This is a genomic window from Thioalkalivibrio sp. ALRh (assembly GCF_000381425.1).
In the GTDB taxonomy this organism is placed as follows: Bacteria; Pseudomonadota; Gammaproteobacteria; order Ectothiorhodospirales; family Ectothiorhodospiraceae; genus Thioalkalivibrio.
Window position 1 is genome coordinate 21,515 of the sequence record NZ_KB906522.1, and the last position, 24,870, is coordinate 46,384.

General features: G+C 65.8%; 24 protein-coding genes. 15 read left to right on the plus strand and 9 right to left on the minus strand.

All coding sequences use genetic code 11. From position 1 onward, the window contains the following. Positions 1 to 29: 29 nt before the first annotated feature. From F791_RS0109720 to F791_RS0109730, 3 genes are read right to left on the minus strand one after another with little or no spacing between them, the layout of a single operon-like run. Positions 30 to 560, minus strand: a complete 531-nt coding sequence (locus F791_RS0109720) for a C40 family peptidase (RefSeq protein ID WP_231362281.1) — start codon at positions 558 to 560, stop codon at positions 30 to 32. 46 nt (positions 561 to 606) lie between these two features. After that, complete coding sequence (locus tag F791_RS0109725) at positions 607 to 1,380, minus strand: hypothetical protein (protein WP_019592504.1); 774 nt, start codon at positions 1,378 to 1,380, stop codon at positions 607 to 609. A 51-nt stretch (positions 1,381 to 1,431) separates the two neighbouring features. After that, complete coding sequence (locus F791_RS0109730) at positions 1,432 to 2,994, minus strand: bifunctional aminoglycoside phosphotransferase/ATP-binding protein (protein ID WP_018139385.1); 1,563 nt, start codon at positions 2,992 to 2,994, stop codon at positions 1,432 to 1,434. A gap of 152 nt (positions 2,995 to 3,146) precedes the next feature. Between F791_RS0109730 and mrcB the strand changes: the two genes are divergently transcribed. The 5 genes from mrcB to truD are packed head-to-tail and all read left to right on the plus strand — an operon-like array spanning position 3,147 to position 9,762. Continuing rightward, on the plus strand, positions 3,147 to 5,489 hold the full coding sequence (gene mrcB, locus F791_RS0109735; RefSeq protein ID WP_156000530.1) for a penicillin-binding protein 1B: 2,343 nt from the start codon (positions 3,147 to 3,149) through the stop codon (positions 5,487 to 5,489). Then, complete coding sequence (locus tag F791_RS0109740; RefSeq protein WP_018139387.1) at positions 5,489 to 6,037, plus strand: tetratricopeptide repeat protein; 549 nt, start codon at positions 5,489 to 5,491, stop codon at positions 6,035 to 6,037. Before mrcB ends, F791_RS0109740 begins: the two co-directional genes overlap by 1 nt. 43 nt (positions 6,038 to 6,080) lie before the next feature. Continuing rightward, on the plus strand, positions 6,081 to 8,024 hold the full coding sequence (locus tag F791_RS0109745) for an ATP-dependent DNA helicase (RefSeq protein ID WP_019592505.1): 1,944 nt from the start codon (positions 6,081 to 6,083) through the stop codon (positions 8,022 to 8,024). Then, positions 8,015 to 8,716, plus strand: coding sequence for a tRNA (adenosine(37)-N6)-threonylcarbamoyltransferase complex dimerization subunit type 1 TsaB (gene tsaB, locus F791_RS0109750; RefSeq protein WP_018139389.1), 702 nt, complete (start codon positions 8,015 to 8,017; stop codon positions 8,714 to 8,716). Before F791_RS0109745 ends, tsaB begins: the two co-directional genes overlap by 10 nt. Next, positions 8,713 to 9,762, plus strand: coding sequence for a tRNA pseudouridine(13) synthase TruD (gene truD / locus F791_RS0109755; protein WP_081622320.1), 1,050 nt, complete (start codon positions 8,713 to 8,715; stop codon positions 9,760 to 9,762). Before tsaB ends, truD begins: the two co-directional genes overlap by 4 nt. A 13-nt stretch (positions 9,763 to 9,775) precedes the next feature. Here the strand turns inward: truD and F791_RS0109760 are convergent, their stop codons facing one another. The 3 genes from F791_RS0109760 to F791_RS0109770 form a co-directional block, all read right to left on the minus strand. Next, entirely contained in the window at positions 9,776 to 10,219 is a 444-nt protein-coding gene (locus F791_RS0109760; RefSeq protein WP_018139391.1) for a PAS sensor domain-containing protein, read from the minus strand. Between the two features lie 181 nt (positions 10,220 to 10,400). After that, complete coding sequence (locus tag F791_RS0109765) at positions 10,401 to 11,009, minus strand: DUF3365 domain-containing protein (protein WP_038038771.1); 609 nt, start codon at positions 11,007 to 11,009, stop codon at positions 10,401 to 10,403. Positions 11,010 to 11,227: 218 nt separating this feature from the next. Then, entirely contained in the window at positions 11,228 to 11,788 is a 561-nt protein-coding gene (locus F791_RS0109770) for a Smr/MutS family protein (protein ID WP_018139393.1), read from the minus strand. Positions 11,789 to 11,913: 125 nt separating this feature from the next. Between F791_RS0109770 and surE the strand changes: the two genes are divergently transcribed. The 5 genes from surE to rpoS are packed head-to-tail and all read left to right on the plus strand — an operon-like array spanning position 11,914 to position 15,848. Further along, the gene (surE, locus tag F791_RS0109775; protein ID WP_018139394.1) at positions 11,914 to 12,687 is read left to right on the plus strand and encodes a 5'/3'-nucleotidase SurE; all 774 of its coding nucleotides are present in this window, start codon (positions 11,914 to 11,916) and stop codon (positions 12,685 to 12,687) included. Continuing rightward, the gene (locus F791_RS0109780; RefSeq protein WP_026182228.1) at positions 12,677 to 13,342 is read left to right on the plus strand and encodes a protein-L-isoaspartate(D-aspartate) O-methyltransferase; all 666 of its coding nucleotides are present in this window, start codon (positions 12,677 to 12,679) and stop codon (positions 13,340 to 13,342) included. The genes surE and F791_RS0109780 overlap by 11 nt, the downstream gene beginning before the upstream one ends. 47 nt (positions 13,343 to 13,389) lie before the next feature. Next, positions 13,390 to 13,974, plus strand: a complete 585-nt coding sequence (locus F791_RS0109785) for a YqaA family protein (protein ID WP_018139396.1) — start codon at positions 13,390 to 13,392, stop codon at positions 13,972 to 13,974. Between the two features lie 31 nt (positions 13,975 to 14,005). Beyond that, on the plus strand, positions 14,006 to 14,746 hold the full coding sequence (locus tag F791_RS0109790; RefSeq protein WP_018139397.1) for a peptidoglycan DD-metalloendopeptidase family protein: 741 nt from the start codon (positions 14,006 to 14,008) through the stop codon (positions 14,744 to 14,746). Between the two features lie 25 nt (positions 14,747 to 14,771). Further along, positions 14,772 to 15,848 (plus strand): RNA polymerase sigma factor RpoS, encoded by a 1,077-nt coding sequence (rpoS, locus tag F791_RS0109795; RefSeq protein WP_018139398.1) that lies wholly within the window; start codon positions 14,772 to 14,774, stop codon positions 15,846 to 15,848. A 24-nt stretch (positions 15,849 to 15,872) separates the two neighbouring features. Here the strand turns inward: rpoS and F791_RS0109800 are convergent, their stop codons facing one another. Further along, on the minus strand, positions 15,873 to 16,253 hold the full coding sequence (locus tag F791_RS0109800) for an Mth938-like domain-containing protein (RefSeq protein WP_018139399.1): 381 nt from the start codon (positions 16,251 to 16,253) through the stop codon (positions 15,873 to 15,875). A gap of 195 nt (positions 16,254 to 16,448) precedes the next feature. On the opposite strand from F791_RS0109800, the gene alaC reads away from it, so the two are divergent. The 3 genes from alaC to thrC are packed head-to-tail and all read left to right on the plus strand — an operon-like array spanning position 16,449 to position 20,237. Continuing rightward, entirely contained in the window at positions 16,449 to 17,687 is a 1,239-nt protein-coding gene (gene alaC, locus F791_RS0109805) for an alanine transaminase (RefSeq protein WP_018993893.1), read from the plus strand. Between the two features lie 55 nt (positions 17,688 to 17,742). Continuing rightward, positions 17,743 to 19,056, plus strand: coding sequence for a homoserine dehydrogenase (locus F791_RS0109810; RefSeq protein ID WP_019592506.1), 1,314 nt, complete (start codon positions 17,743 to 17,745; stop codon positions 19,054 to 19,056). Between the two features lie 38 nt (positions 19,057 to 19,094). Then, positions 19,095 to 20,237 carry a threonine synthase gene (gene thrC / locus F791_RS0109815; protein ID WP_012982677.1) on the plus strand — a complete coding sequence of 381 codons (1,143 nt, stop codon included), beginning with the start codon at positions 19,095 to 19,097 and terminating at the stop codon, positions 20,235 to 20,237. 37 nt (positions 20,238 to 20,274) lie between these two features. On the opposite strand, the gene F791_RS0109820 is transcribed toward thrC, so the two are convergent. Further along, positions 20,275 to 21,063, minus strand: coding sequence for a RibD family protein (locus F791_RS0109820; protein ID WP_018139402.1), 789 nt, complete (start codon positions 21,061 to 21,063; stop codon positions 20,275 to 20,277). A gap of 146 nt (positions 21,064 to 21,209) precedes the next feature. Between F791_RS0109820 and ribA the strand changes: the two genes are divergently transcribed. Continuing rightward, positions 21,210 to 22,355 (plus strand): GTP cyclohydrolase II RibA, encoded by a 1,146-nt coding sequence (gene ribA, locus F791_RS0109825; RefSeq protein WP_018139403.1) that lies wholly within the window; start codon positions 21,210 to 21,212, stop codon positions 22,353 to 22,355. A gap of 36 nt (positions 22,356 to 22,391) precedes the next feature. Here ribA and F791_RS0109830 read toward each other — a convergent pair whose 3' ends face one another. Beyond that, the gene (locus F791_RS0109830; RefSeq protein ID WP_018139404.1) at positions 22,392 to 23,819 is read right to left on the minus strand and encodes a Glu/Leu/Phe/Val dehydrogenase; all 1,428 of its coding nucleotides are present in this window, start codon (positions 23,817 to 23,819) and stop codon (positions 22,392 to 22,394) included. 63 nt (positions 23,820 to 23,882) lie between these two features. On the opposite strand from F791_RS0109830, the gene dusA reads away from it, so the two are divergent. Further along, on the plus strand, positions 23,883 to 24,860 hold the full coding sequence (gene dusA, locus F791_RS0109835) for a tRNA dihydrouridine(20/20a) synthase DusA (protein WP_156000533.1): 978 nt from the start codon (positions 23,883 to 23,885) through the stop codon (positions 24,858 to 24,860). The last annotated feature ends 10 nt before the right edge of the window (positions 24,861 to 24,870 follow it).

Below are 24,870 nucleotides of genomic sequence, written 5' to 3' on the forward strand. Positions count from 1 at the left end.
CGTAGTAGGTTCCAGGGGCCCAAGGCCCATTAGTCGAAGAAATGGCCCGCGAATCGGGTGCGTGGAGCCCAGTAGGGATTGTCGAGTTCCTCAATTCGGACCTGCCCGCGCGAGCTTGGCGCGTGGACAAAACGGCCTTCACCGACATAGACCCCGACGTGGTCAATTTGATTCCCGTTGATCGCGAAGAACACGACGTCTCCGGGGCTCGGGTCGCCATCGCGCTTTACGGCGGCCGAGGCCTGTTCGCCCGTGGTCCGAGGGACATCTTGACCCGCCTCGCGGTAGGCGCGCTGTACCAGGGCGGAGCAGTCGAGCCCGTTGGCGTCGGTGCCGCCGTAGCGGTAGGGCGTGTCGAGGTGTCCGAGCGCCGCCAGTACGACCTCGGAGCGCTTCAGCTCGGCCTCGGGAACATAACTCATCGGGCCTTCGGCTACCCGGGGTTCCGGATCGACCTTGAGGGGCTCCGGTGCCGGCCCGCGTGGTTCAGGGCTGCTTGCGCACCCGGCCAGTACGAGCGCTGCCCCTAGCAAGGGGAGAACGCTGTGGGAGGATGGTATGCCGGATTGGGACCCGTAGGCCGGGGAGGGCGTTGGCCCCGGAGCACTAGAACATCTCGGTTTCTTCATAGCTTTCCGGTACCTGGAACAAGGCCTCGCTAAGGGCGTCCGTCGACAGCCCTGCCAGTCGGGTCGTGACGCCATCGTGTTCGCGGACCTCGAGAGGGATGCCCTCCACACGGGGAAGGAGCGACGCCCCCATCTGGGAGGCCATGGGGCCTCCGGCCTCAAGGGCGCGCAAGGACAGCTCATAGAGGCGATCCATCAAGGCCCCGAGGGTCTGAAAATCGGACGCCTCCAGGCCCAAGGATTGCGCGTCGGCGACGCAAACGGTGCTCTGGGGGCGGTCATCGATCAGCACTTCGATTTCGCTGCAGACAAAGTCCCCGATCTCGCGTTGCTCATTGGTCTCGCGGGTACTGATTTCGGCCTCGAACCCCTTGGGGCCGATCCCAAGCTGCTGTTTGAGCTGATCGCGAACGTCCGGGGGGAGCTGCTCCATCTGGCGGCGCAGGTCGCTGACCATGTCGGTCATCGCCTGGATCTGTTGATCCATCACCTCGCGCGTCAACGGGAGATAGGTCTGCTCGTCGTCATCCACGACGGTGAGCTGGTCGTTGCGCGCGTCGAACAGCATGTACCCGGAAGTTCCGCTGATCGCCTCGTTCAGCTCCATGCGGATCATGTGATCGCGCACGAGGATCTGGCTCTCGAGCCCTTCGTCGTCGATGTAGTGCAAAAGGGCGTCAGCCTGGGCCGGCAGGGCGGTCGCCAGGACAATCAGACAGGCAGCCGGGAGTAGGGCGAGGGTACGGGACATAGGCATTCGCAGATGTTGTGTCAGGCTGTATTTTGGCACGTACGCGGACAATTAGGCGGAAACCGGTTGCAGAAGCTGGCGTGCCAGGGCATCGGTATCCAGCGGCTGTTCCGGGGCAACCTCCACGACGCCCTCCGCTCCGGTCGGCCATTCCTGCTGCGGGCGTTGCTGCTGCATCACCTGGTAGTCGGCATCGGACGCATCCTTACCGGCCGCAGAGCGTTGCTCGAGGCGTTCCTGCAGGACGCGATCGCTGGCGTGGCAGGCGACGACTGCAAACCCCGCCTGGTGCCGGGTAGCGAGCTGCTGGAAGGGTGCCCGCTGGGCACGGGTCAGGAAGGTCGCGTCGACGATCACGGTGTGCCCCAGCGCCAGCAGGGTGTCCGCGCGGGCGCGCAGGTGGTCGTAGATCTGCCCGCGAGCCTCTTCGCTGTAGGAGACCGCGTCGCCCATGCGCTTGCGCTCGATATCGGAGCGCAGCCGCAGCGCCCCGAGGGCCTCAACGATCTGCGTGCTGATCACGGTCTTGCCGCTGCCGGATACGCCATGCATCAGCACCAGGCGCGGCGCAGACGGCTCGGTCAGGCGTTCGGCGAGTGCGAGATAGCGCCCCATTTCGGCGCGGTGGGCCGCCTGTTCGTCCGAGGGGAGATGCGACTCCTGCGCGTGGATGCCCTGCACCTTGGCGCGGATCAGAGCGCGATAGACCTGATAAAGGGGCAGCAGCCGGAGCCCGGCGATGTCGTCACGACCGTCCAGGTAGGCATTCAGCAAGCGCCAGGCATGCGCCCGGGCCTTGCGTGCCAGCAGGTCCATGGTGGTGAACGCGATCTCGGAGATCACGTCGATCCAGCGCAACTCGGGATCGAACTCGATCGCATCAAACGCCGCCAGGGTCTCGCCGTTTTCCGGATCGTCGACATACACGATGTTGCCCAGGTGCAGGTCGCCATGCCCGTGGCGGATGAAGCCCTCGCGGTGGCGTGATTCGAGAAGCGGGCCCAGGCGTTCGATTTCGTTCCGGGTCCAGCGCTCCAGCGCCGTGAGCCGGGCCCTGTCGACCTCGCCATGGATCGCTTCGCCCAGGGCCGGGAAGTTGTCGAGCATGGGCTGGGTTGCCGCTTCCGGGGTGCCATGGGGCGAGTCGGCGCCGGCGCGCTCGGTGCGCTCGTGAAAGGCAGCGATGTAGTGGCCCAGTGCCTCCATGGCCTCGGTGGGCAACTGGCCCTGGTCCAGCAGGTTATCCAGTTGCTTGCGGCGATCGAATCGGCGCATGCATACGGCGTAGTCGAGGATCGGGCCTTCGCCATTGATGCGGGGAGCCGAGGCATCTCCGTTCAGGGTCACCACATCGAGATAGATTTGCGGGGCGAGGCGGCGATTCACCTTCAACTCGGTTTCACAGAAGTGCTGGCGCGCGTCGAGCGTGGAGAAGTCCAGGAATCCCAGTGCGAGTGGCTTCTTGAATTTGTAGGCATAGTCACCGGCGAGAATGACGGTCGAGATGTGGGTCTCGATGCGCTGTACCTGATCTTTCGGTGGTGTGGGCTCCGGGAATCCCAGTGTCGCAATCAGGGCCTGCAGTTGTTGTTGGTGTTGTTCCAGCGCGCTCATCACGCCTCCATGGGATTGGCAGATCGCGATCGGGTGGACGGGTTTTGTGCCGATTCGTTCCCGGAAACGCGGCATTTGCGGCATGTCTGCTGTTCCCGGTCAGGTTAACATTGGGACTGATCCCTTTCCTTGTGCCGCTTCCAGAAGCCCTCATGCCCCGAAAACGTACGACCCGTTCCCGCCGAGGTGGCCGACCCGGAGGCCTGCGCCGTTTCTTTGGTGCCGGGGTGTGGCTGTTCGCCGGTCTGGTGCTGGCCGGCGTCGGGGTTGGGGCGATCTATGTCGTCTCGCTCGATCAGGAGATTCGCGAGCGCTTCGAAGGCCAGCGCTGGGCCTTGCCGGCGCGCGTCTACGCGCGACCGCTGGAGCTGTACGAGGGTCGGGCGCTAACGCCCCAGGCGTTGGAAACCGAACTGGAGACACTGAACTACCGCAGTAGCGCACAGGGAAGTGGCCCGGGCGAGTATCGCGTGGACGGCAACCGGGTGTCGTTCACCACGCGCCCGTTCACCTTCGGCGACGGTCCGGAACCGGCCCATTCGGTGCGGGTGGATTTCTCAGGTGGAAGGGTGCAGTCCGTCCAGGAGCAGGGGAACGGAGAGCGCGTCGATCTGATGCGGGTCGAGCCCTTGCTGATCGGGAGCATCTACCCGACCCATGGCCAGGATCGCATCCTCGTGGCCATAGACGAGGTGCCACGTGAATTGATCGGTGCACTGCTCGCAATTGAGGATCGTCGCTTCATGTCGCACCGCGGGGTGGACCCGGCGGGGATTGCCCGGGCCGCCATGGCGAATCTGCGCGCGGGGCGGACGGTGCAGGGTGGCAGCACGCTGACGCAGCAGCTGGTCAAGAACTTCTACCTGACACGGGACCAGACCCTGGCGCGCAAGGCGAACGAGGCGGTCATGGCCTTGTTGCTGGAGCGACGCTATTCCAAGCGCGAGATCCTCGAGGCCTATATCAACGAGGTCTACCTGGGCCAGTCGGGCGAGCGCGCGATTCACGGATTCGGCCAGGCGTCCCAGTTCTACTATCAACGTCCGCTGAACGAACTCCGCCTGGACCAGTTGGCGCTTCTGGTAGGGCTCGCCCGCGGTGCCAGCTACTACGACCCCCGGCGTCACCCCCAGCGTGCCGAGGCGCGCCGTGATCAGGTGCTGCGGGCGATGCTGGAGACCGGGCTGGCCGATGCCGACCAGGTCGAGGCCGCGCTCGATACTGAACTCGATGTAACCCCCGTGGTGCCCCAGGGCCGCAGCCGATTCCCGGCGTTTCTCGACATGGTGCGCCGCGAGTTGCGCGCTGACTACGCGGACGAAGATCTGCGCAGCGAGGGGCTACGCATCTTCACCACGATGGACCCGGTCGTGCAGCTCACGCTGGAGGAGCGCGTGAAGGCAGGTGTGGATCGGGTGATCGAGCAGCGCGGGTCCAGCCTGGAGCGCCTGCAGGCGGCTGCCGTTGTGACGGATCCCCAGGCGGGGGAAGTGCTCGCGGTGGTCGGGGACCGCGATCCGCAGTATCCCGGCTATAACCGGGCGGTCGAGGCGCAACGTCAGGTCGGGTCGGTACTCAAGCCCTTCGTCTATCTGGCCGCGCTCACGCAACCCGGGCGCTATACGCTAGCAAGTCTGCTGGATGACAGCCCAATGACCATCCAGCTGCCGCATGGCGAACCCTGGACGCCGCGCAACTTCGATCGCGAGCACCGCGGCGACGTGACGGCGTGGGAGGCACTGGTCCAGTCCTACAACGTCGCCACGGTCCAGCTGGCCGAAGAGATCGGTATTTCGCAGCTGATCGACGTGCTGCAGACGCTCGGCTTGCAGCGCACCCCGGCGCCGTTGCCCTCGCTGGCCCTCGGGGCGATCGAGTTGTCGCCACTGGAGGTGGCCGGGCTGTACCAGGCGCTTGCCAATGGCGGCTATGCGACCGGCACCCGCGCGATTCGCGATGTCCTCGATCTCGAGGACGAGGTCCTGTCCCACTACGGGCTGGAATTGCGCGGTGCCGTACCCGATGGGGCGGTCAGCCTGCTGACCCACGCCCTGCATGATGTGACTACCGAGGGGACCGGGCGGCAGATCAGCCAGCGCCTCCCGGGGCGCGTCGTGGCCGGCAAGACCGGCACCACGAACAACTTCCGCGACAGCTGGTTCGCCGGGTTCGATGATCGCCATGTCACGGTGGTCTGGCTGGGGATGGACGACAACGAGGCGACCGGCCTGACCGGAGGGGCGGCCGCCGCCCCCATCTGGGCGGACATAATGGCAGGTCTCGGCGCCCAGTCGCTGCGCCTCGACCGTCATCCGGAGATTGCCTATCAGGCGATTGACCTGAAGTCCGGGCTCCGTGTCGAGCAGGACGACCATGCCTGCGAGGCGGTGAAAACGCTCCCGTTCTGGCAGAATTCCATCCCCGAGAGCCGTGCCGACTGCGACACGGGCCGTACCCCGGATGAGCGGGGCTTTTTCGAGAGATTGTTCCGCTGATGACTTCAACCACCTCCTTACGCTCGAGCCTGCCGTTTCGACCTCGCCCGGTCGCCGCACTGCTGACGGTGCTGTTTCTGGCGGCCTGTGCGGTGCCGGAGACACGGGCCCCGGCCCCCGAGCAGCCGCCGGCGGCCGAGGCACCGGAGCCTGAGGCGATCCCGCACGAGGAGTCGCGCGAGCCTGAACCGGCGGCGGAGCCAGACGCCACGCCGTCGGCCGCGCTGGCCCTGGCCGAGCAGGCTGAAGGCTCGCGCAGCGAGGGGAACCTCGAGCGCGCCGCCCAGCAGCTGGAGCGTGCGCTGCGGATTGCGCCGCGCGATGCCTCGCTGTGGCATCAGATGGCCCACATCCGGCTGGAGCAGGGCAATTACCCGCAGGCGGACCGTCTGGCAGGGCGCTCGCTGCAACTGGGCGGCGAACGGGATCGCTCGCTTGCTCTGGAGAACTGGCGTGTGATCAAGGCCGCGCGCGAGGCGATGGGTGACGAAGAAGGCGTCCGGGAGGCCCAGGAGGCCATTCAGAGGCTGGAAACCGGCGTTGTCTAAGTCCGCCGAATCACCCGCGACGGCCCCATCCGGGTCGGCGGCCGTGCGCGCGCTGAGCCCCGGCGGCGATCTGGCCGAGGCACTGCACGGGTTTCGCCCGCGCGAGCCGCAGCAGCGCATGGCGGCGGCCGTGGAGTTGGCCCTGGGGCAGGCCCCGACTGCATTGCTCGTGGAGGCCGCCACAGGGGTGGGCAAGACCTTTGCGTATCTGGTGCCGGTCCTCCAGTCACGCCGCAAGGCCCTGGTGTCGACGGGCACCAAGACGCTGCAGGACCAGCTCTTCGAACGGGATCTTCCGACCGTATGCGAAGCATTGGGCTATCGCCCGCGCACCGCACTGCTAAAGGGCCGCGCTAACTACCTGTGCCATTACCGCCTGGAACTCGCGGCCGCCGAGGCCGGGGGCCAGACGCAACGTAGCGCGCAGCGCGAGCGCATGCCCGTTATCGAGGCGCTGCGGCAGTTCGCGCGCACCCATGCCACGGGCGATCTGGGACAAGCGGGCATCCTGGCCGAAGACTCGCCCCTGTGGCCGCAGGTGACCTCCACCGTCGACAACTGCCTGGGCAGCGAGTGTCCGCAATACAACGACTGCTTCGTGGTGCAGGCGCGCAAGCGCGCGCAGGACGCCGATATCGTGGTCGTGAATCACCACCTCCTGCTCGCCGATATGGCGCTGAAGGAAGAGGGTTTCGGCGAGCTCCTGCCGGAGGTGGATGCCGTGATCGTCGACGAGGCCCATCAGCTGCCGGAGATCGCCGGAGCGTTCTTCGGCGTTGCCGTGGGGAGCCGGGCGTTGCGCGACCTGGCGCGCGATGTGCGCCGGGAGCAGGAGCAGGCCGCCCCGGAGATGGTGGTGATCCGCGAGGCTGCGGTCGAGCTTGAGACTGTGGCGAAGAAGCTGCTCGACGCGACACAGGGCATGGAACCGCGCGCCGCCTGGGACGTGGTGAACGAGAAGGGCCGGGTGGAGCCGTCGATCGAGGAGCTGGACGAGGCCCTTTGCGGGTTGAGTGATGCGCTGGCCCCGGCCACCGAGCGCGGACCCGGCCTCGAGCAGGTGCAGGGGCGGGTACTGCTGATGCGGGAACGTCTGCAGACCTGGCGCGAGGACACGCCGGATACCGTAGCCTGGGTGGAGCGCTTCGCGCAGAGTCTGATCCTGCACAGGACGCCGCTGGATGCCGCGCGACCGCTGGCGCAACGGCGGGCCGCGCGCCCGGCTGCCTGGGTCTTCACCTCGGCTACGCTGGCCGTTGGAGAGGACTTCACCCATGCCTCGCGCCGTCTGGGACTGCCCGCGGACGTCGCCCAGGAACGCCTGGAGAGCCCCTTCGACTTTGCCCGGCAGGCCTGCCTGGTGCATCCGCAGCCTCCGCTGCCCAACCCGAACAGCCCCGAATACACGCGCGCCTGTGTCGCCTGGGCCTGGCCTCTGCTGCGTGACAACCCGGGCGGCGGGTTTTTTCTGTTCACCAGCCATCGTGCTCTGCAGGAGGCGGCGGCACTGCTACTGGCCGAGCTGCCCGATCGCGAACTGCTGGTACAGGGCGAGCAGCCCCGTAACGACCTGCTGGCACGGTTTCGCGAGAGTGGTAACGCCTGGTTGTTGGGTGCCCACAGCTTCTGGGAGGGCGTCGATATCCGCGGGGAGGCGCTGTCGGTGGTGATCATCGACCGCCTGCCGTTTGCGGCGCCAAACGACCCGGTGCTGCAAGCCCGCGCGCAGGCCCTGGAGGCCGAAGGGCGTTCGCCGTTCATGGAGTTCAGCCTGCCGCAGGCGGTGCTGGCCCTGAAGCAGGGGGCTGGACGCCTGATTCGTGATGCGGATGACTCCGGCATCCTTGCGATCTGTGATCCCCGGCTGACCGGAAAGTCCTATGGACGCCGGTTCCTGGCCAGCCTTCCACCGTTTTATCGGACGCGGGACCCGATCGCGGCCCTGCAGTTTCTGGCGACCGCACGGGAGCGTGTCGAATGCGACTGATCGCCATCGAGACCTGCACCGAGATGTGCTCCGCCGCGTTGTGGGTGGATGGGGCCCTGGAAAGCGTCGAGGTGCGTGCCCCACGCAAGCATGGCGAACTGATACTCCGGCAGGTGGAGGAGCTGCTGGCGCGGTCGGATATTGCACGCTCGTCCCTGGATGCCGTTGCCGTCGGCCGTGGACCGGGGGCATTTACCGGCGTTCGCCTTGGGCTGGGCGTCGCACAGGGCATGGCCTTCGCCCTGGATTGCCCGGTGCTCCCGATATCGACCCTGCAGGCGCTTGCGCAGCAACTGGTCAGCGAACGGCCCGACTCACCGTCGGGCGAGATCCTTGCGGCCCTCGACGCCCGCATGGGCGAGGTGTACTGGAGTCTGAATACGGTCGTCGAAGGGCGTGCGCAGGCAGCGGCGGAACAGGTCGCGGCGCCCGGACAGATATCCCCCGCCTGGCGTGGCGCACCCGACCGTGGCATCGGTTCCGGTTTTGCCGCCTATCCTGAACTGGGCGAACGCTGCGGATTGGGCGAGGAGCGGCTCTATCCGGACGCACTGCCGCGGGCGCGCGAGGTGGCCATGCTGGCCGTGGATGCATGGGCACGGGGCGAGGCAATTCCGCCCGAACAGGCGCAGCCGGTTTACCTGCGCGATAACGTTGCCGCGCCGCCCAGTCCGCGAGGGGCGAAGACATGACGCCGGTATATCCATGGTCGCCACCGATTACCGGGCGCATGAAAGAGGCCCCGGAAGATTTCTGCGTATTCGAGCTTCCTGCGACCGAACCGGAAGGCAGTGGCGAGCACCTGTGGCTGGAGATCGAAAAGCGGCTGCTCAACACCGAAGATGTCGCCGTCGCGCTGGCGCGGGCTTGCGGGGTGCCGCGCGGCCAGGTGAGCTATGCCGGGCGCAAGGACCGGCAGGCCGTGACGCGGCAGTGGTTCAGCGTGCAGTGCACGGCCGCTGCCGAACCGGACTGGCAAGATCCAGCGACCTTGATACAACGCATGGGCAAGGACGCTGTGGGCGAGGCCCGAGTGCTGCGGGCCGAGCGGCATTCGCGCAAGCTGCGTACCGGACACCTCGCGGGGAACCGTTTTGTCGTCTGGCTGCGGGACGTTGCGGGCGATCGGGACATGGCGGGGCAGATCCTTCGGCGTATCCGGGAGGAGGGGGTCCCGAATTACTTCGGTCAGCAGCGGTTTGGCCGCCGAAACCTGGAACAGGCCGAGCAGTGGCTAAGCGGGGGGAGGGCGCCGCGGGGGCGCAACCAGCGCAGCCTGCTGCTCTCTGCGGCGCGCTCCGCGATCTTCAATGCCGTTCTGGCAGAACGGGTAGCCGACGATTCCTGGGCACGGTTTCTGCCCGGTGACGTGGCGACGTTTCAAGGCTCCGGCAGTGTGTTTGCCGTCCCGGAGGTGACTGCTGATATCGAACAACGCCTGGCGGAGGGGGTGATACACCCGACGGGCCCGCTGTGGGGTCGTGGCGAGCCACTGACGGCGGGCGATGTGCGTGCGCGGGAGGCAGAGTGTGCCGGTCGTTTCGAGAGCCTGGCGTCCGGTCTGGAGGCCCAGGGCGTGAAGTCGGCACGCCGTGCCCTGCGCATGCTTCCGGGGTCACTCGGTTTCGAGTGGCAGGGGAATGACCTGCGGCTTGAGCTGGAACTTGGCCCCGGCGAGTACGCGACCAGCGTCATCGACGCATTGATGGACAGCGCACCGAAAGCGGATACCCCCTAGGGAGTGGCCGCGCTCAGGCGGAGCGGGCCTCGGTCTGCTTGAGCTTCTGTTCGGCTTTCTCGGCGCGCTGCTCGGCCTCGACCCGGGCCGTGATGTCTTTCTGGATACCGATGTAGTAGGTCAGATGGTCTTCGTCGTTGAACACCGGCGTAAGCGAAAGCTCGTTCCAGAACTGCGAGCCATCCTTGCGGTAGTTGCGCAGTGTGACGCGGCAGGGACGGTTCTCCTGGATTGAAGCTCGGATCTCGGCGATTGCCTCCTGATCGGTATCGCCCCCCTGCAGGAAGCGGCAATCACGGTAGAGGATCTCCTCGGAGCGATAGCCGGTCAGTTCTTCGAAGGCGCGATTGACGTAGATCAGGATGTTGTCATCGCCTTCGCGTTCGGCGATTACGACACCGTCGTTGGAGGCGTCTATCGCGAGGGCCAGGAGTTCGGCATCAATCGTTCGCGTCATAGTTCGGTCACGTTCGTGTTCGGGTCTGGCGGGCGGGACCGTCCTTCAGGGGGATGCCCGTGTTTGAGAATCAAGTGTCTCGAAAATATCACGAATGTGCCCCCTCGCGGGGCATTTTTTGCGCCGGATACGAAAAAGGCCGCCCGGAGGCGGCCTTTCAGGGGGCGAGATGCCCGCTGGATTACATCTCTTGCGTGATAGTGAATGCACCGCGGACGTCGCCTTCGCTGTACCCGGTTGCCTGGTCATCCGGATACAGACGCTCGAGCGCGTGCTTGACGTCGCTACCAATGTCCGAACCGTGGCAGGCCAGGCAGGCACCGCCGGTCGGAATCGCCGCCATGAAGCGGAAACGGGCGCCATCGTCGCCCTCGACCACTTCGTGGCGCGGAGCAAGCTCGTTGGCGGGGGTGCCGTCGGCATGCTGGGACTGGAAATGCTCCAGCTGGATGCGTTCCCATTCGTCCGGACTGTTGTCAGGGTTGCGGATCTTCAGGCTCGTGCGACCGACTTCCCAGCCGGTGTCGGCCGCAATCTCGTCCGCAATTTCGGGAGCCCGCTGGTTGCAGACCTCAATGGCCTGGGTCGGCCCGCCTTCTTCCATGGCGGCGACCAGTTCCCCCTGGAGGGTGCTTGCGAACTGTTCGATCGCCGCTCGAGTTTCGGCGATGCGTTCTTGCAGTTCTGCTTCGGTCATTTCTTTTGCGTGATCGTCGCCAAGGGCGTGTCCGCTAGTGCTGACGAACGCGGCCAAGCCAAGGGCGATCGGGGCTAGCTTCCAATTCTTCATGAACAGGACCTCCCATTGCAGTGTCCGTTGCGTCCCGTAGAACTGTACAAGACTTGTACAGAGCATGGTACGGATTACCGAAGATTGCAAGGACTGGCGTAGGAAAAACGTGAACCAGTCCCGCGCTGAATCCCCAGCCTGGAATCAGTCTAAGCCCAAGAATCAGCGAATGGGAATATGTGACTTAAGTATAGCTGGTGGGCGTGGTAATGCGCGTGCTAGCGCTGCGCTTTCGGCCGCTTCAGGAGGACATACACGGCGCCCGTACCACCATCGGCGGGCGGCGCGGAGCAGAACGCCAGCACGTCGTGGCGCTGGCGCAGCCAGTGATCCGTGAGCCCCTTCAGGACGGGTCCTTTTTGCCGCGAGCGCATGCCCTTGCCATGCACCACACGGACGCAGAGGCGCCCATGCGCGCGGGCTTGATCGAGAAACTGCCCGATCGCCTGTCGCGCCTCGTCCGCGAACATGCCGTGCATGTCGAGTTCATCTTCCACGCGGTAGTGGCCACTGCGAAGTTTACGAAAAATGCGGTGGCTGATGCCGTCGCGGGCATAGCGCAGCTCGTCACCCGGCTGGAGCTCGGAGGCGCCGATCGGATCGCTTAGCCAGTCGGAATGGGCGGCCGCCTCGTCGCGGTCACGTTGATGGGCGCGGGCAGGGGGGCGCGGCTTGCCGGTGTCGGCCTGGTCATGGTGCAGGCGTCGCACATCGCCAATCGCACGCAGGAATTCGTCCGCGTCATCGGGCATATCGTTGGGATCATCACCGGAGTTCATGGCAGGATACTCGCGTTTTCCGTGGCGTGGACGGAGAAGAACCTCAGGCAGACGGTGAGGTTCGTGACCGCGCTCGGTGTTCCGAATCCAGTATATTAGGCCACTTCCCAGCGACCCCAATCCGAATGCGCATTCTGGTAAGCAACGACGATGGTATCCATGCGCCCGGCATCCAGTGCCTGGCCAAATGTCTGCGTGAAGTCGCGGAGGTGCGGGTTGTGGCGCCGGATCGTGACCGCAGCGGTGCGTCCAACAGCCTGACGCTGGTGCGTCCGGTGCGAGCACGGGAAGTGGGGCATGACGGGATTCAGGTGGACGGGACGCCGACGGACTGTGTGCATCTCGCATTGACCGGCCTGCTGGGCGAGTGGGAGCCGGATGTCGTGATCTCCGGGATCAACTCCGGTGCCAATATGGGTGACGATGTGCTGTATTCCGGCACCGTCGCCGCAGCGATGGAAGGGCGTTTCCTGGGTTTGCCGGCTATTGCGGTCTCGCTCGTCGGCACGGACCTCACGAACTATGACGCGGCCGGCCGTATCGTGCTGGATCTGCTGGACCGGATTCATCGCGTTCCCCTGCCGGCCGCGACGATCCTGAACGTCAATGTCCCCGATCTGCCGCGTGACGAGATCCGCGGTGTACAGGCGACACGCCTGGGTAACCGGCACCGGGCCGAGCCGATGATCGCGGACGCCGATCCGCGTGGGCGACCGATCTACTGGGTGGGCCCGGCGGGGTCGGAACAGGACGCCGGGCCGGGTACGGATTTTCATGCGGTGCGAGAGGGCTATGTGTCGGTGACTCCTATTCAGGTGGACTTAACGCGTTACGACGCCATCGATACGGTGGGCCGCTGGCTGGAGGATGCAACGCCCGGGAGCCATCATGGTTCCTGATGCGCGCGGGGCCGGTTTGACGTCGGGCCGAGCAAGAGAACGACTGATCCGCTTGCTGGAAGGTCAGGGTATCCATGACCGCCGGGTGCTCGAGGCCGTTCGCGATGTCCCTCGCCACTTGTTTGTCGAGGAGGCGCTGAGCCATCGGGCTTACGAGAACATCGCGCTGCCTATCGGGCATCGTCAGACGATCTCGCAACCGTTTATTGTCGCGCGCATGACCGAGGCCCTGCTGGAGGGCGGTCCTGTGAGCACGGTGCTGGAGATTGGCACCGGGTCCGGCTATCAGGCGGCCGTTCTCGCCAAGCTCGTGGACCGCGTCTACTCCGTCGAACGCATCCAGGCGCTCAGCCGCAACGCGCGGGAGCTGTTAAGCCGCCTGGGGATCAACAACGTGAACCTGCGGCACGGCGATGGGGCGGAAGGCTGGCCCGAGCGCGCGCCGTTCGACGGCATCATCCTGACCGCCGCACCGCACAACGTTCCGGAGACCCTGCTGACACAGCTGGCCCTCAACGGCCGTCTGGTAGCCCCTGTGGAGGGACCGGACGGGCGCCAGCAACTGGTGCGCTATACGCGGACCGAAGAGGCCTATGTGCGCGATATCCTCGATGCGGTCATGTTCGTTCCTATGTTACCCGGGGCCGAGCAGTGAGGTGCGCGGGTGCCGAGGCGTGATGTCTGCAGCCACCGGGGATCGGCATGAAGCTGTTTGAGCCGTTGTACGATCGGGTCATGCAGTGGTCCCGCCACCGTCATGCCCCGCGCTACCTGGCGACACTGTCGTTTGCCGAATCCTCCTTTTTTCCAGTGCCGCCGGATGTCATGCTGGCGCCGATGGCGGCCGCCCGACCACGGGCGGCCTGGCGCCTCGCCGCCCTGACGACGATCTTCTCCGTACTGGGCGGCTTGCTGGGGTATCTGATCGGGTGGGCCGCGTTCGAATGGATTGGACCATGGCTGGAACGCTGGGGATACGGCGGCGAGATCGCGCAGGCCGAGGCCTGGTTTGCCGTCTGGGGCGTGTGGGTGGTGCTGATCGCCGGGTTCTCGCCCATCCCGTACAAGCTGTTCACGGTGACCGCCGGGGCCCTGTCGATGGCCCTGATCCCATTCGTGATTGCATCGCTGATCGGGAGGGGGCTGCGGTTCTTCCTGGTCGCACTCGTGATGGCCTGGGCGGGGCCTCGAGCCGAGCAGCACCTGCGGCCCTATATGGAACGTATTGGCTGGGCAGGTGTGGTCGTGCTGCTGGGCGCGATGGTGATCGTGCTGTTGATGGAATGACGCCTTGAGTCGGCGATTCTTGCAAACGCTCATGCTGGTGGCCATCGCGGGCCTGGTTGTCGCTTTGGTCAGCGGTTGCGCGACACGTGCCCCCAGCGGCAGCAGCGACACGTCGCGTGCCAGTGGCCCGGTGCCTGCGACCCATACGGTTCAGCGCGAAGAAACCCTTTACCGCATTGCCCACCGCTACGGTCTGGACTGGCGTGAAGTCGCCCAGCGCAACGCGATTAGCGCGCCGTACATCATATACCCCGGGCAGGAACTGCGTCTGCGCGGGGCTGCGCGCTCGTCGCCGCCGCAGGCCCCACGCCAGCAGCGGCAGGAATCCTCAACCGCGAGCAGCAGTGACGGTGATAGTGGTGCATCGCGGGAAGCCGCGCGCTCGGATCCACCGCCGGATGACCCGGGTGGGTGGCGTTGGCCGGCGGATGGCGACGTCCTTCGTGGTTTCTCCAGCAGCGGAACGCGGCGAGGGCTCGCGATTGGCGGAGAACGCGGCGACGAGGTGCGGGCGACGCGGTCCGGAGAGGTGGTCTATGCAGGTGGCGGCCTCGTGGGGTATGGTCGACTGATCATCTTGAAACACGACGCGCGCTTTCTGAGCGCCTATGGCCACAACGACGAGCTCCTGGTCTCCGAAGGGGATCAGGTCGAGGCCGGCGAGACGATAGCGCGTCTGGGTTCATCGGGTGCGGAGCGCCCAATGCTGCACTTCGAGATACGGGTAGACGGAACACCCGTGGATCCGACCCGATATCTGCCGGATCGCTAGATAGAAAAGGGAGTACAGGGCATCCATGGCTAAATCCCGGAAGCCGGTCGATTCCGCACTGGACGAAGAACACCTGATGGATGACGGAACCGGTCAGTCGGGTGAGGAGAATCCTGCCGAACACCTCGGCGCGAACGGCGATCCTCTGGCGACTGGAGAGAGTCCCGAAGAGGTCGAGGTCCCGCCCCCGGAAGACGAGAAGGAACTCTCCCCGGAACAGGATGTTCCAGTACGCCCCCGAACACTGCGCGATGCCCGGCCGGCCGAGCTCGACGCCATCCAGATTTACCTGCGTGACATTGAATACCGGCCCCTGCTGACCCCCGAAGAAGAGCGCAAGTACGCGCGCCTGGCCCGTGATGGCGACGAATCCGGGCGGCGCCGCATGATCGAGTGCAACCTTCGGCTGGTGGTGAAGATCGCGCGGCGCTACCTGAATCGCGGTCTGCCGCTCCTGGATCTGATCGAGGAGGGCAATCTGGGCCTGATGCACGCGGTGGAGAAATTCGACCCCGAACGCGGTTTTCGGTTCTCGACCTACGCGACGTGGTGGATCCGGCAGACGATCGAGCGCGCCCTGATGAACCAGGGGCGCACGATTCGCATCCCGGTGCATGTCAGCAAGGAGCTGCGGATGCACGCGCGGATCGCCCGCAACCTGACGCAGGAACTGGGCCGTGACCCCACCGAGGAAGAGCTGGCCCAGCGCCTGGGCAAGCCCGTGGCCGAGATCCAGAAACTCCGGGCGATGTCGGAGCCGTCAACCTCCATGGACCTGCCGCCCGGGCCGGACGGCGAACGTTCGCTTACGGATATCCTGGCGGACGTGAATGCGCAGGAGCCGTCGTCGCTGCTGGAGGATCAGGACATTCAGCACCTGGTGGACGAGTGGCTGGGTGAACTGGATTACAAGCAGCGCGAGGTGCTTGTGCGACGCTTCGGGTTGCATGGATTCGAGCGTTCGACCCTGGAGCAGGTGGGGGCCGAGATCGGCGTGACACGCGAACGGGTGCGCCAGATTCAGATGGATGCCCTGAAGCGCTTGCGGCGTTTGCTTGAGTCACGCGGTATGAAGGGCGACGAGGTACTGCCCAACTCCTGACGGCGAGGTGCCGTAAGGCTTAGCTCAGTCGCCGCCGTCGATGATCAGGGCGGCCGCCACCTCGCGACCCTCGGCCATGATCAGATTGTAGGTCCGGCAGGCGGCAGCGGTATCCATGATCTCCACGCCGAATCCTTCGCGGCGCAAATGCCGCCATACGGCCCGATCCGGAAAGCGTTGCACCTCGCCGGTACCGATCAGCAGCACCTCCGGGGGATGATCGATCACGGGTTGCAGGTGTTCGACCGCCAGCGCGTCGACGGAATCGACCGGCCAGTCTTGCTGCAGCGCATTCGGGCGCACGATCAGGCTGCGGGTGTACCCCACCTGGTTGATCCCCACCGCACCCGACTCGTAGCCGGTCACGATGTAGGTCTCTTCGCTGGTGACTTCGGAGAACAGCATGCGCTACACGCTACTCCGCGCGCGAGGCAGGCTCAAGATCAGGCATTTGTAGCCGGGCCAGTTTGGTGCCCGATTCGTTGACAGAGGCGGGCCCGGGTTATACTTTGGCGCGCTTTCCGGTGCGGTATTCAAGGGGATTCCGCGGCGTCTCCCCGACCTGCTGCCGGCTCGCTTGGCCCAACCAGGACCTGACCTGTGACCGACGTCTTTCCCCGTATCGAGCGCCTCCCGCCCTACGTCTTCAACATCGTGAACCAGTTGAAGGCCGAGGCGCGTGCCCGCGGCGAGGACATTATCGACTTCGGTATGGGCAATCCGGACCAGCCGACCCCGCGTCACATCGTCGACAAGCTCTGCGAGGCCGCGCAGCGCGGCGATACGCATCGCTATTCGGTGTCCAAGGGCATTCCGCGGCTGCGCAGGGCGATTACGCGCTGGTACAAGAGCGAATTCGATGTGGAGCTGGACCCGGAGACCGAGGCGATCGTGACCATCGGGTCCAAGGAAGGTCTCGCGCATCTGGCGCTGGCCACCCTGGGGCCCGGGGACGCGGTGCTGGTTCCGAATCCCGCCTATCCGATCCACCCTTATGGCTGCGTGATTGCCGGGGCGGACGTACGCCATGTGCCGCTGACGCCGGACGTCGACTTCTTCGCCGAGCTGGAGCGGGCGATTCAGGATTCCTGGCCGAAGCCGAAGATGCTGATCCTGAACTTCCCGGCCAACCCGACCACGCAGTGCGTGGACCGGGACTTCTTCGAACGGGTCGTGGCGATTTGCAAGGAGCATGGCATCTGGATCGTGCACGATCTTGCCTATGCCGAGATCAGCTTCGATGGCTACAAGGCCCCTTCGATTCTGGAAGTGCCGGGTGCGAAGGATATCGCGGTCGAGTTTTACACCCTGTCCAAGACCTACAACATGCCGGGCTGGCGAGTCGGTTTCATGTGCGGCAACCCGACGTTGGTAGCCGCACTGGCGCGCATCAAGTCCTATCTGGATTACGGCACCTTCACGCCGATCCAGGTCGCCGCGATCGCCGCGCTGGAGGGTCCGCAGGACTGCGTCGACGAGATTCGCGAGCTTTATCGTTCTCGCCGCGACGTGCTGTGCGAGGGGCTCGGCAAGCTGGGCTGGCATGTGGAGAAGCCGAAGGCGACCATGTTCGTTTGGGCGCCGATCCCGGATGCCTATCGCGAGATGGGGTCGCTCGAGTTCGCCAAGAAGCTGTTGCGGGACGCCAAGGTCGCGGTCTCGCCGGGCGTTGGTTTCGGCAACTACGGCGACGACTTCGTGCGCTTCAGCCTGATCGAGAACGAACAGCGCACGCGGCAGGCCCTGCGCGGGATCAAGGCCATGTTCCGCGCTGACTCGATCCTGGCGGATGCCACCGTCGAGCCGACCGAGCCGACCGAGCCGGCTCGGGGCGAATAGCAATCAAGCACTCATTCGGGCGGTAGCGCCCGCACGCAGACAAGACAAGGCTTTTATGACGCCGGTAAAGATTGGAATCCTGGGGCTGGGCACGGTTGGCTGTGGCACCGTCAATGTGCTGGACCGTAACGGAATCGAGATCGCGCGCCGGGCTGGCCGTGGCATCCAGGTGGTCGCAGCCGCCGCGCGTGATATCAAGCGTGAGCGCGACTGCGATTGCTCGCAGATCCGCCTGACCACGGACCCGGCGGCGGTCGTCAATGACCCGGAGGTTGAGGTCGTTGCCGAACTGATGGGCGGCACTGACCCGGCGCTGAACCTGGTGCTGGCCGCAATCGACGCCGGCAAGCATGTGGTCACCGCGAACAAGGCCCTGATCGCCCTGCACGGCAACACCATCTTCCAGCGCGCCCAGGAGAAGGGCGTGATGGTCGCGTTCGAGGCTGCGGTGGCCGGGGGTATCCCGATTATCAAGGCCATCCGCGAGGGCCTGGCCGGCAACCAGATCGAGTGGCTCGCCGGGATTATCAATGGGACCGGCAACTTCATCCTGACGGAGATGCGTGACAAGGGCCGCGACTTCGACGACGTCCTCGCCGAAGCCCAGGCGCTCGGTTATGCCGAGGCCGACCCGACCTTCGACGTGGAGGGCATCGATGCCGCCCACAAGCTGGCGATCCTGGCGTCCATCGCCTTCGGTATCCCGCTGCAGTTCGACCGGGTTGCGGTCGAGGGCATCAGCAATATCACCCGCGAGGACGTCGGTTTCGCCGCCGAACTGGGCTACCGCATCAAGCATCTGGGGATTGCCCGGCGCACCGACAAGGGCTACGAACTGCGCGTGCACCCGACCCTGATCCCGGAGCGCCGGCTGATCGCCAACGTCGACGGCGTGATGAACGCGGTGCTGGTCAATGCCGACGCGGTGGGCCCGACGCTGTACTACGGCGCGGGTGCCGGTGCCGAGGCCACCGCCTCGGCGGTGGTGGCCGATCTGGTCGACGTCGTGCGCGCCCTGACCACGGACCCCGAGAACCGGGTCCCGCATCTCGCCTTCCAGCCGGATGCCCTGTCGGACAAGCCGGTGCTGGATCTGTCCGAGGTGGAGACGTCCTTCTATCTGCGCCTGCGTACCCAGGACCGTCCGGGCGTGCTGGCCGACATCACCCGTATCCTGGGCGAGCACGGCATCAGTATCGAGGCGATCCTGCAACGCGAGCCGGATCCGGAGCGCGGCGAGGCCACGATCATCATGCTGACGCACAAGGTCCGCGAGGGCGCGATGAACGAGGCGATCGCCGCGCTCGAGGCGCTGGATCACCTGCTAACCCCGATTACTCGTATCCGCATGGAAGCGCTGGGCCGCTAGGCTCCGAGTTTCCTGCGCAACACGCTAAAGAGAACACCATGGCCTTTGGACATCGCTATACCGGACTGATCGAACGTTACCGTGACCGCCTGCCGGTGCACGACGACACGCGCATCATCTCGCTGGGCGAGGGCAATACACCGCTGATCCGCCTGAACAATATCCCGCGGGACCTGGCGCGCGAGGTCGAGATTTACGTGAAGTTCGAGGGCCTGAACCCGACCGGCTCGTTCAAGGACCGCGGCATGACCATGGCGGTCACCAAGGCCGTGGAAGAAGGCTCGCGCGCGATTGTCTGCGCCTCCACCGGTAACACCTCCGCCGCGGCCGCCGCCTATGCGGCACGCGCCGGGATCACGGCATTCGTCGTCATCCCAGATGGAAAGATCGCGATGGGCAAGCTGGCCCAGGCGATGATGCACGGCGCCACCGTGATCCAGATCGAGGGCAACTTTGACGATGGCATGCGCCTGGTGAAGGAGGTCGCCTCCAACACGCCGGTGACCCTGGTGAACTCGGTCAATCCGTATCGCCTGCAGGGCCAGAAGACCGCGGCCTTCGAGATCGTCGAGGAACTGGGCCGCGCCCCGGATTATCACTGTCTGCCGGTGGGCAATGCGGGCAACATCACCGCGCACTGGATCGGCTACAGCGAAATGGCCGCCAAGAGCAGCGACGACGTGACGGATGCCTGCTCCTATTGCAAGGGCCACTGCAAGTACGCCGGTGGTGGCATGGTGGGTAACCGCCCGCACATGGTCGGCTATCAGGCGGCCGGCTCCGCGCCCTTCATGCGCGGCGCAATGGTCGACGACCCGGACACCGTGGCCACTGCGATCCGCATTGGGCACCCACAGTCCTGGGACATGGCCTGGAAGGTGCGCGAGGAATCCAGCGGCTGGTTCGACGAGTGCCAGGACGACGAGATCCTGGCCGCGCAGAAGCTCCTGGCCGAGAAGGAAGGCGTGTTCTGCGAGCCCGCCTCGGCGGCGTCGCTGGCCGGCGCCCTGCGCGATATCCGTGAGGGCAAGATTCGGGAGGGCTCCACCGTGGTGTGCACCCTCACGGGTAACGGCCTGAAGGATCCCGACACGGCCATCGCACAGAGCGTGGTCCAGCCGACCAAGGTCCCGGCGGAGCTGGACGCGGTCTCCCGCGCGATCCGCGACAACCTCGCCTGAGACCCTTTAATAATCGCAGCGAGCAGCCCCGAAGTGCTCAGGGCTTGCTGCGCAGGTCCAGGTCGTAGAGGGTGTCGCCACCCAGCCGGAAGATGCGGCAGGGCGGGCGCAGGGCCTGATCGAGGGTGTCGATCTCGGGCAGGGTGATGCCTTGGCGCCCGGAGCCGATCAGCATCGGTGCGATCGTCAGATGCAGGCGATCGAGAGTGTCACTGGCGAGAAAGCGCGACACCGTCCGGCCTCCGCCCTCGACCAGCAGTCGATGCAGCCCATGCTCGGCCGCCAGGCGGTCGCGGAGCTCGGGCGGCGCAAAGCGGCCATCGGCATCGACGGGCATCTCCATGCATTCGACGTGGCCGGGCATGTCGCAGGGGCCGTGGCCCTCGGCGTGGACGACCAGCGTTTTCACCTCGCCGTCCTGGAAGACGCGGGCACTGGACCGGATTCGTCCATCCGGGTCGAGGATGACCCGCACCGGATGGACGCCCTCGGCCTTGCGGACGGTGAGACGCGGGTCGTCGGCGACTACGGTGCCGGCACCCACTACGACGCCGTCCACCAACGCACGCAAGCGGTGCAGGTGCTCGATGTCCTCGGGGCCGGTTACATACTGGGAGTGCCCGCTCTGAGTGGCGATGCGGCCGTCCAGGCTCTGGCCCAGTTGCGCGACGGTGATGCTCTCCGCCTCGATGATCGGGCCGTAGAGCTCCAGCAGGTCGTGCGCAGCCGGGGCAAGGGGGCCGGGCAGGGGGCAGCAGCCCGGATCGGCACGCTGGGCCAGCAGCCAGCGCCAGGCCTCTTCCTCGGTCACCGGATAGGCGGTCATGCCTGGAAAACCCGGGTTTCGCGACCCTTTAGGGGCACATGCGATAGGCTTGGGGGAGACGACAGGGGTGACGGGTCGCGGCTGGACAGAGTGGAATTCGCGTCCTGCGGGCTGGTCATAAGAAAAACTCCATTGGGAAGGACCTGATGCACAACGCCGATCGTGGGATTTTCGACCTTCGCCGGGGCCATCCGGTTTTGCTGAGCGGCGAGCAGTCCAGCGTACTGGTTGCTGCCGTTGAAGGTCTGACCCCGGTGTTGCTGGATCGCCTGACGCATATGACCGGCGGCCGCCCCCGTCTGATTCTAACGCCCCACCGCGCGTCCGCAATGGGCTGGCCGCAACCACTGGCCGAGGGATGGGAAGGCGTGGCGCTGGAGTTTGCGCCCGGAACGGACCCCGAGGCACTGTTTACCCTGGCCAGTGCGCCTGAGGCCTCTAACGAGGGCGAGCACCCGACCCACGCGCTGGACCAGGCGGACGTTCGGCCCGCCGAGCCCGCGGAAGTCGCGGCGCTGGAGCTGGCCCGCGCCGGTCGTCTGCTGCCTGCCGTCGTATCGGCGCGCGTGCCCGAACCCGTACCCGAGGCCATCCACTCGGCGCTGGCCGACGGGATGTTCCTGGACGTGGACGAGCGCGAGGCACGAGCGGTCGCACATCACCCACGCCTGGAACTGGCCTACGTGAGCGAGGCCCCGGTACCCCTGGCCGATGCCCCGGTGACCCGCTTCATGCTGTTCCGGGAGGGGAACGGGATCCTGGAACACGTGGCGGTGGTCATCGGCGAGCCGAACGAATGGCCGGAGGCCGTCCCGGTACGGCTGCATTCGGCCTGCCTGACGGGCGATCTGTTTGGCAGCCTGCGCTGTGACTGCGGCGATCAGTTGCGTCTCGGTGTGAAGACGATCAACGAGAGTGGTGGCGGGGTGCTGCTGTATCTGGCTCAGGAAGGGCGGGGCATCGGCCTGGCCAACAAGCTGCGCGCCTACACCATGCAAACGGCGGGTCTGGACACGATTGACTCCGACTGCCAGCTGGGGTTCGAGGCCGATGGACGCCGCTACGATGCGGCCGTGGAGATGCTGGAATTTCTCGGCATCGACACGGTGCGTGTGCTGACCAACAACCCCGCGAAGATCGAGGCGCTGCGCGCCGGGGGCATCCAGGTGGTGGCCCGCGAGCCCGTCCACGGCACGCTCAACCCCCACAACTTGCGCTATCTCAGTACCAAGGCGGACCGCGGCGGCCACTGGCTGCAGGAACTGCTTGCCTCGGAGGCGGAGCGGGGCTGAGCCGGCCGCCGGTCTACGCAGGCGCCCGGATGTGCGTCAGATCAGCCTCAGGTCACTGCGGGCCCGCACGATCTTGCGCAGGGCAATCAGGTAGGCCGCAGTACGGTAATCCAGCACCGCTCCATTGCTCTCCACCTCGCGGGTCTCGTACATCTCGCTGAAGGCCTCGCGCATGGTGTCATCGAGGCCGGAGCGGACCAGGTCGATCTCCTCTGCGCCGCGCACGATGGATTCGCGTATCCAGTCCGGCAGCTTGTGGTCCGTGGACATCTCGATCGCGGTGACCAGATGCTGGCCCTGCGACTGGTCATAGCGCCGCTCGAGGCGTCCGAAGCGCATGTGGGCGAGGTTGCGCACCCACTCGAAGTACGAGACCACGACGCCGCCTGCATTGACGAAGACATCCGGCAGGATGGTAATGCCGCGGTCCTGCAGGATCTGGTCGGCCTCGAAGGTCACCGGGCCGTTCGCGGCCTCCGCGATCAGTCGGGCCTGGATGTTGGGCGCATTCTCGCGATGGATCGCGCCCTCGAGTGCCGCCGGAATCAGGATGTCGCATTCGCGTTCCATGATCCGGTTGCCATTGCGCTCGAATTCCACGCCGGCGAAGCCTTCCATGGTGCCGGAACGGCGTACATAGTCGTTCAGGGCGTCGACATCGATCCCGTCCTCGCAGTAGACCCCGCCATCACTCTTGATCACCCCGACGATTTTGGCGTGGTCGTCGTTCTGCAGGAAATGGGCGGCGTGATAGCCCACATTGCCGAAGCCCTGAACGATGATGCGCTGGTCGCCCAGGCCGCCTTCCAGCCCGGCTTCGCGCGCGGCATTGCCCTCGCGGAAGAAGGCCTGCAGGGCGTACTGAACGCCGCGCCCGGTGGCCTCCAGACGACCCCGCATGCCGCCCAGGTCGACGGGCTTGCCGGTCACGGCGGCGCTGTGGTTGACGTCTTCCGGATGGCGTTCGCGATAGGTCTCCATGATCCACGCCATCTCGCGCTGCGAGGTCCCGACGTCCGGGGCCGGCACGTTCTGCGCGGGACTGATGTAGTCGCGCTGGATCAGTTCGTGGGCGAAACGGCGGGTGATCCGCTCCATCTCCCACTCGTCATACTTGCGCGGATCGATGCGCAGCCCGCCCTTGGAACCCCCAAACGGGATATCCACGATCGCGCACTTGTAGGTCATCAGGGCGGCCAGGGCCTCCGCATGTCCCTGGTCCATGGTGGGGGAGAATCGCAGCCCCCCTTTGACCGGGAGACGGTGGGAGGAGTGCACGGCACGCCAGCCGGTAAAGACCTCGATGCGGTCGCGAAAGCGGATCGGAAAGCTCACCTGGATGACCGAGTCGCAGGCCTTGATTGCATCCATCGCACCTTCGGGCAACTCGAGGAAATGCATGGCGCGATCGACCATGTGTGAGACACTGTCCAGAAAGGTTTCCGGCGTTTCGTTTTCCGACATGCGTATTTATCCCTTGGCATTCCGGGCACCACCCGCAGGGCGGGCGGCGCTGTGACTGAATCGTTGCGGTTTCCCGATCCGCGTTTTTCGGTGGCGCCGATGATGGACTGGACCGACTCCTGGTGCCGGCGTTTCCATCGGCTGCTGACCCGGCGCGCTCTGTTGTACACCGAGATGGTACACGCCAACGCGGTGATTCACGGTGATCGCGACCGGCTGCTGGGCCATGTCGCGGCGGAACACCCGCTGGCGCTGCAGCTAGGTGGATCGGATCCCGACACGCTCGCTCAGGCCGCCCGCATCGCGGCAGAGCGAGGCTTTGACGAGATCAACCTGAACGTCGGCTGCCCCTCCGACCGCGTGCAGTCGGGCACGTTCGGCGCCTGCCTGATGGCGCAACCGGAGCGGGTGGCCGAAATGGTGCGCGCGATGCAGGATGCGGTCGACGTTCCGGTGACCGTCAAGCATCGTATCGGGATTGACGAACAGGATTCCGAGGCCGATCTGCGCACGTTTGTCGAAACTGTGGCGCGGGGCGGCTGCCAGCAATTCATCGTGCATGCCCGCAAGGCGTGGCTGCAAGGCCTGAGCCCCAAGGACAACCGCGATGTTCCGCCACTGGACTACGAGCGCGTGTTCCGTCTGAAGGCGGAGTTTCCGGAACTGACCATCGTGCTGAATGGCGGCCTGGACAATGTCCGTGCGGCGCACGGCTATCTCGAGCGGGTGGACGGGGTGATGTTCGGGCGACTGGCCTACCACCAGCCGTGGGTGCTGTCCGAGGTCGACCGGTTTTATTTCGACGAGCCCGGGACGGTGACACGCGAGGCCGTGCTGCAGGGTCTGATCGACATGGCCCGCGAGATGCGCGCCGAGGGCGTCCCGCTGGCACGGCTGACACGGCATGTGCTGGGTCTGTTTCACGGCGAGCCGGGGGCGCGCCAGTGGCGGCGCATCCTGACCGAGGGTGCACATCGGCCGGATGCCGGACCGGAGCTGATCGAGCGTGCGGCGGAGCCCTGCCTGCGGGCCTGTGCCTGAATGTCCGGGC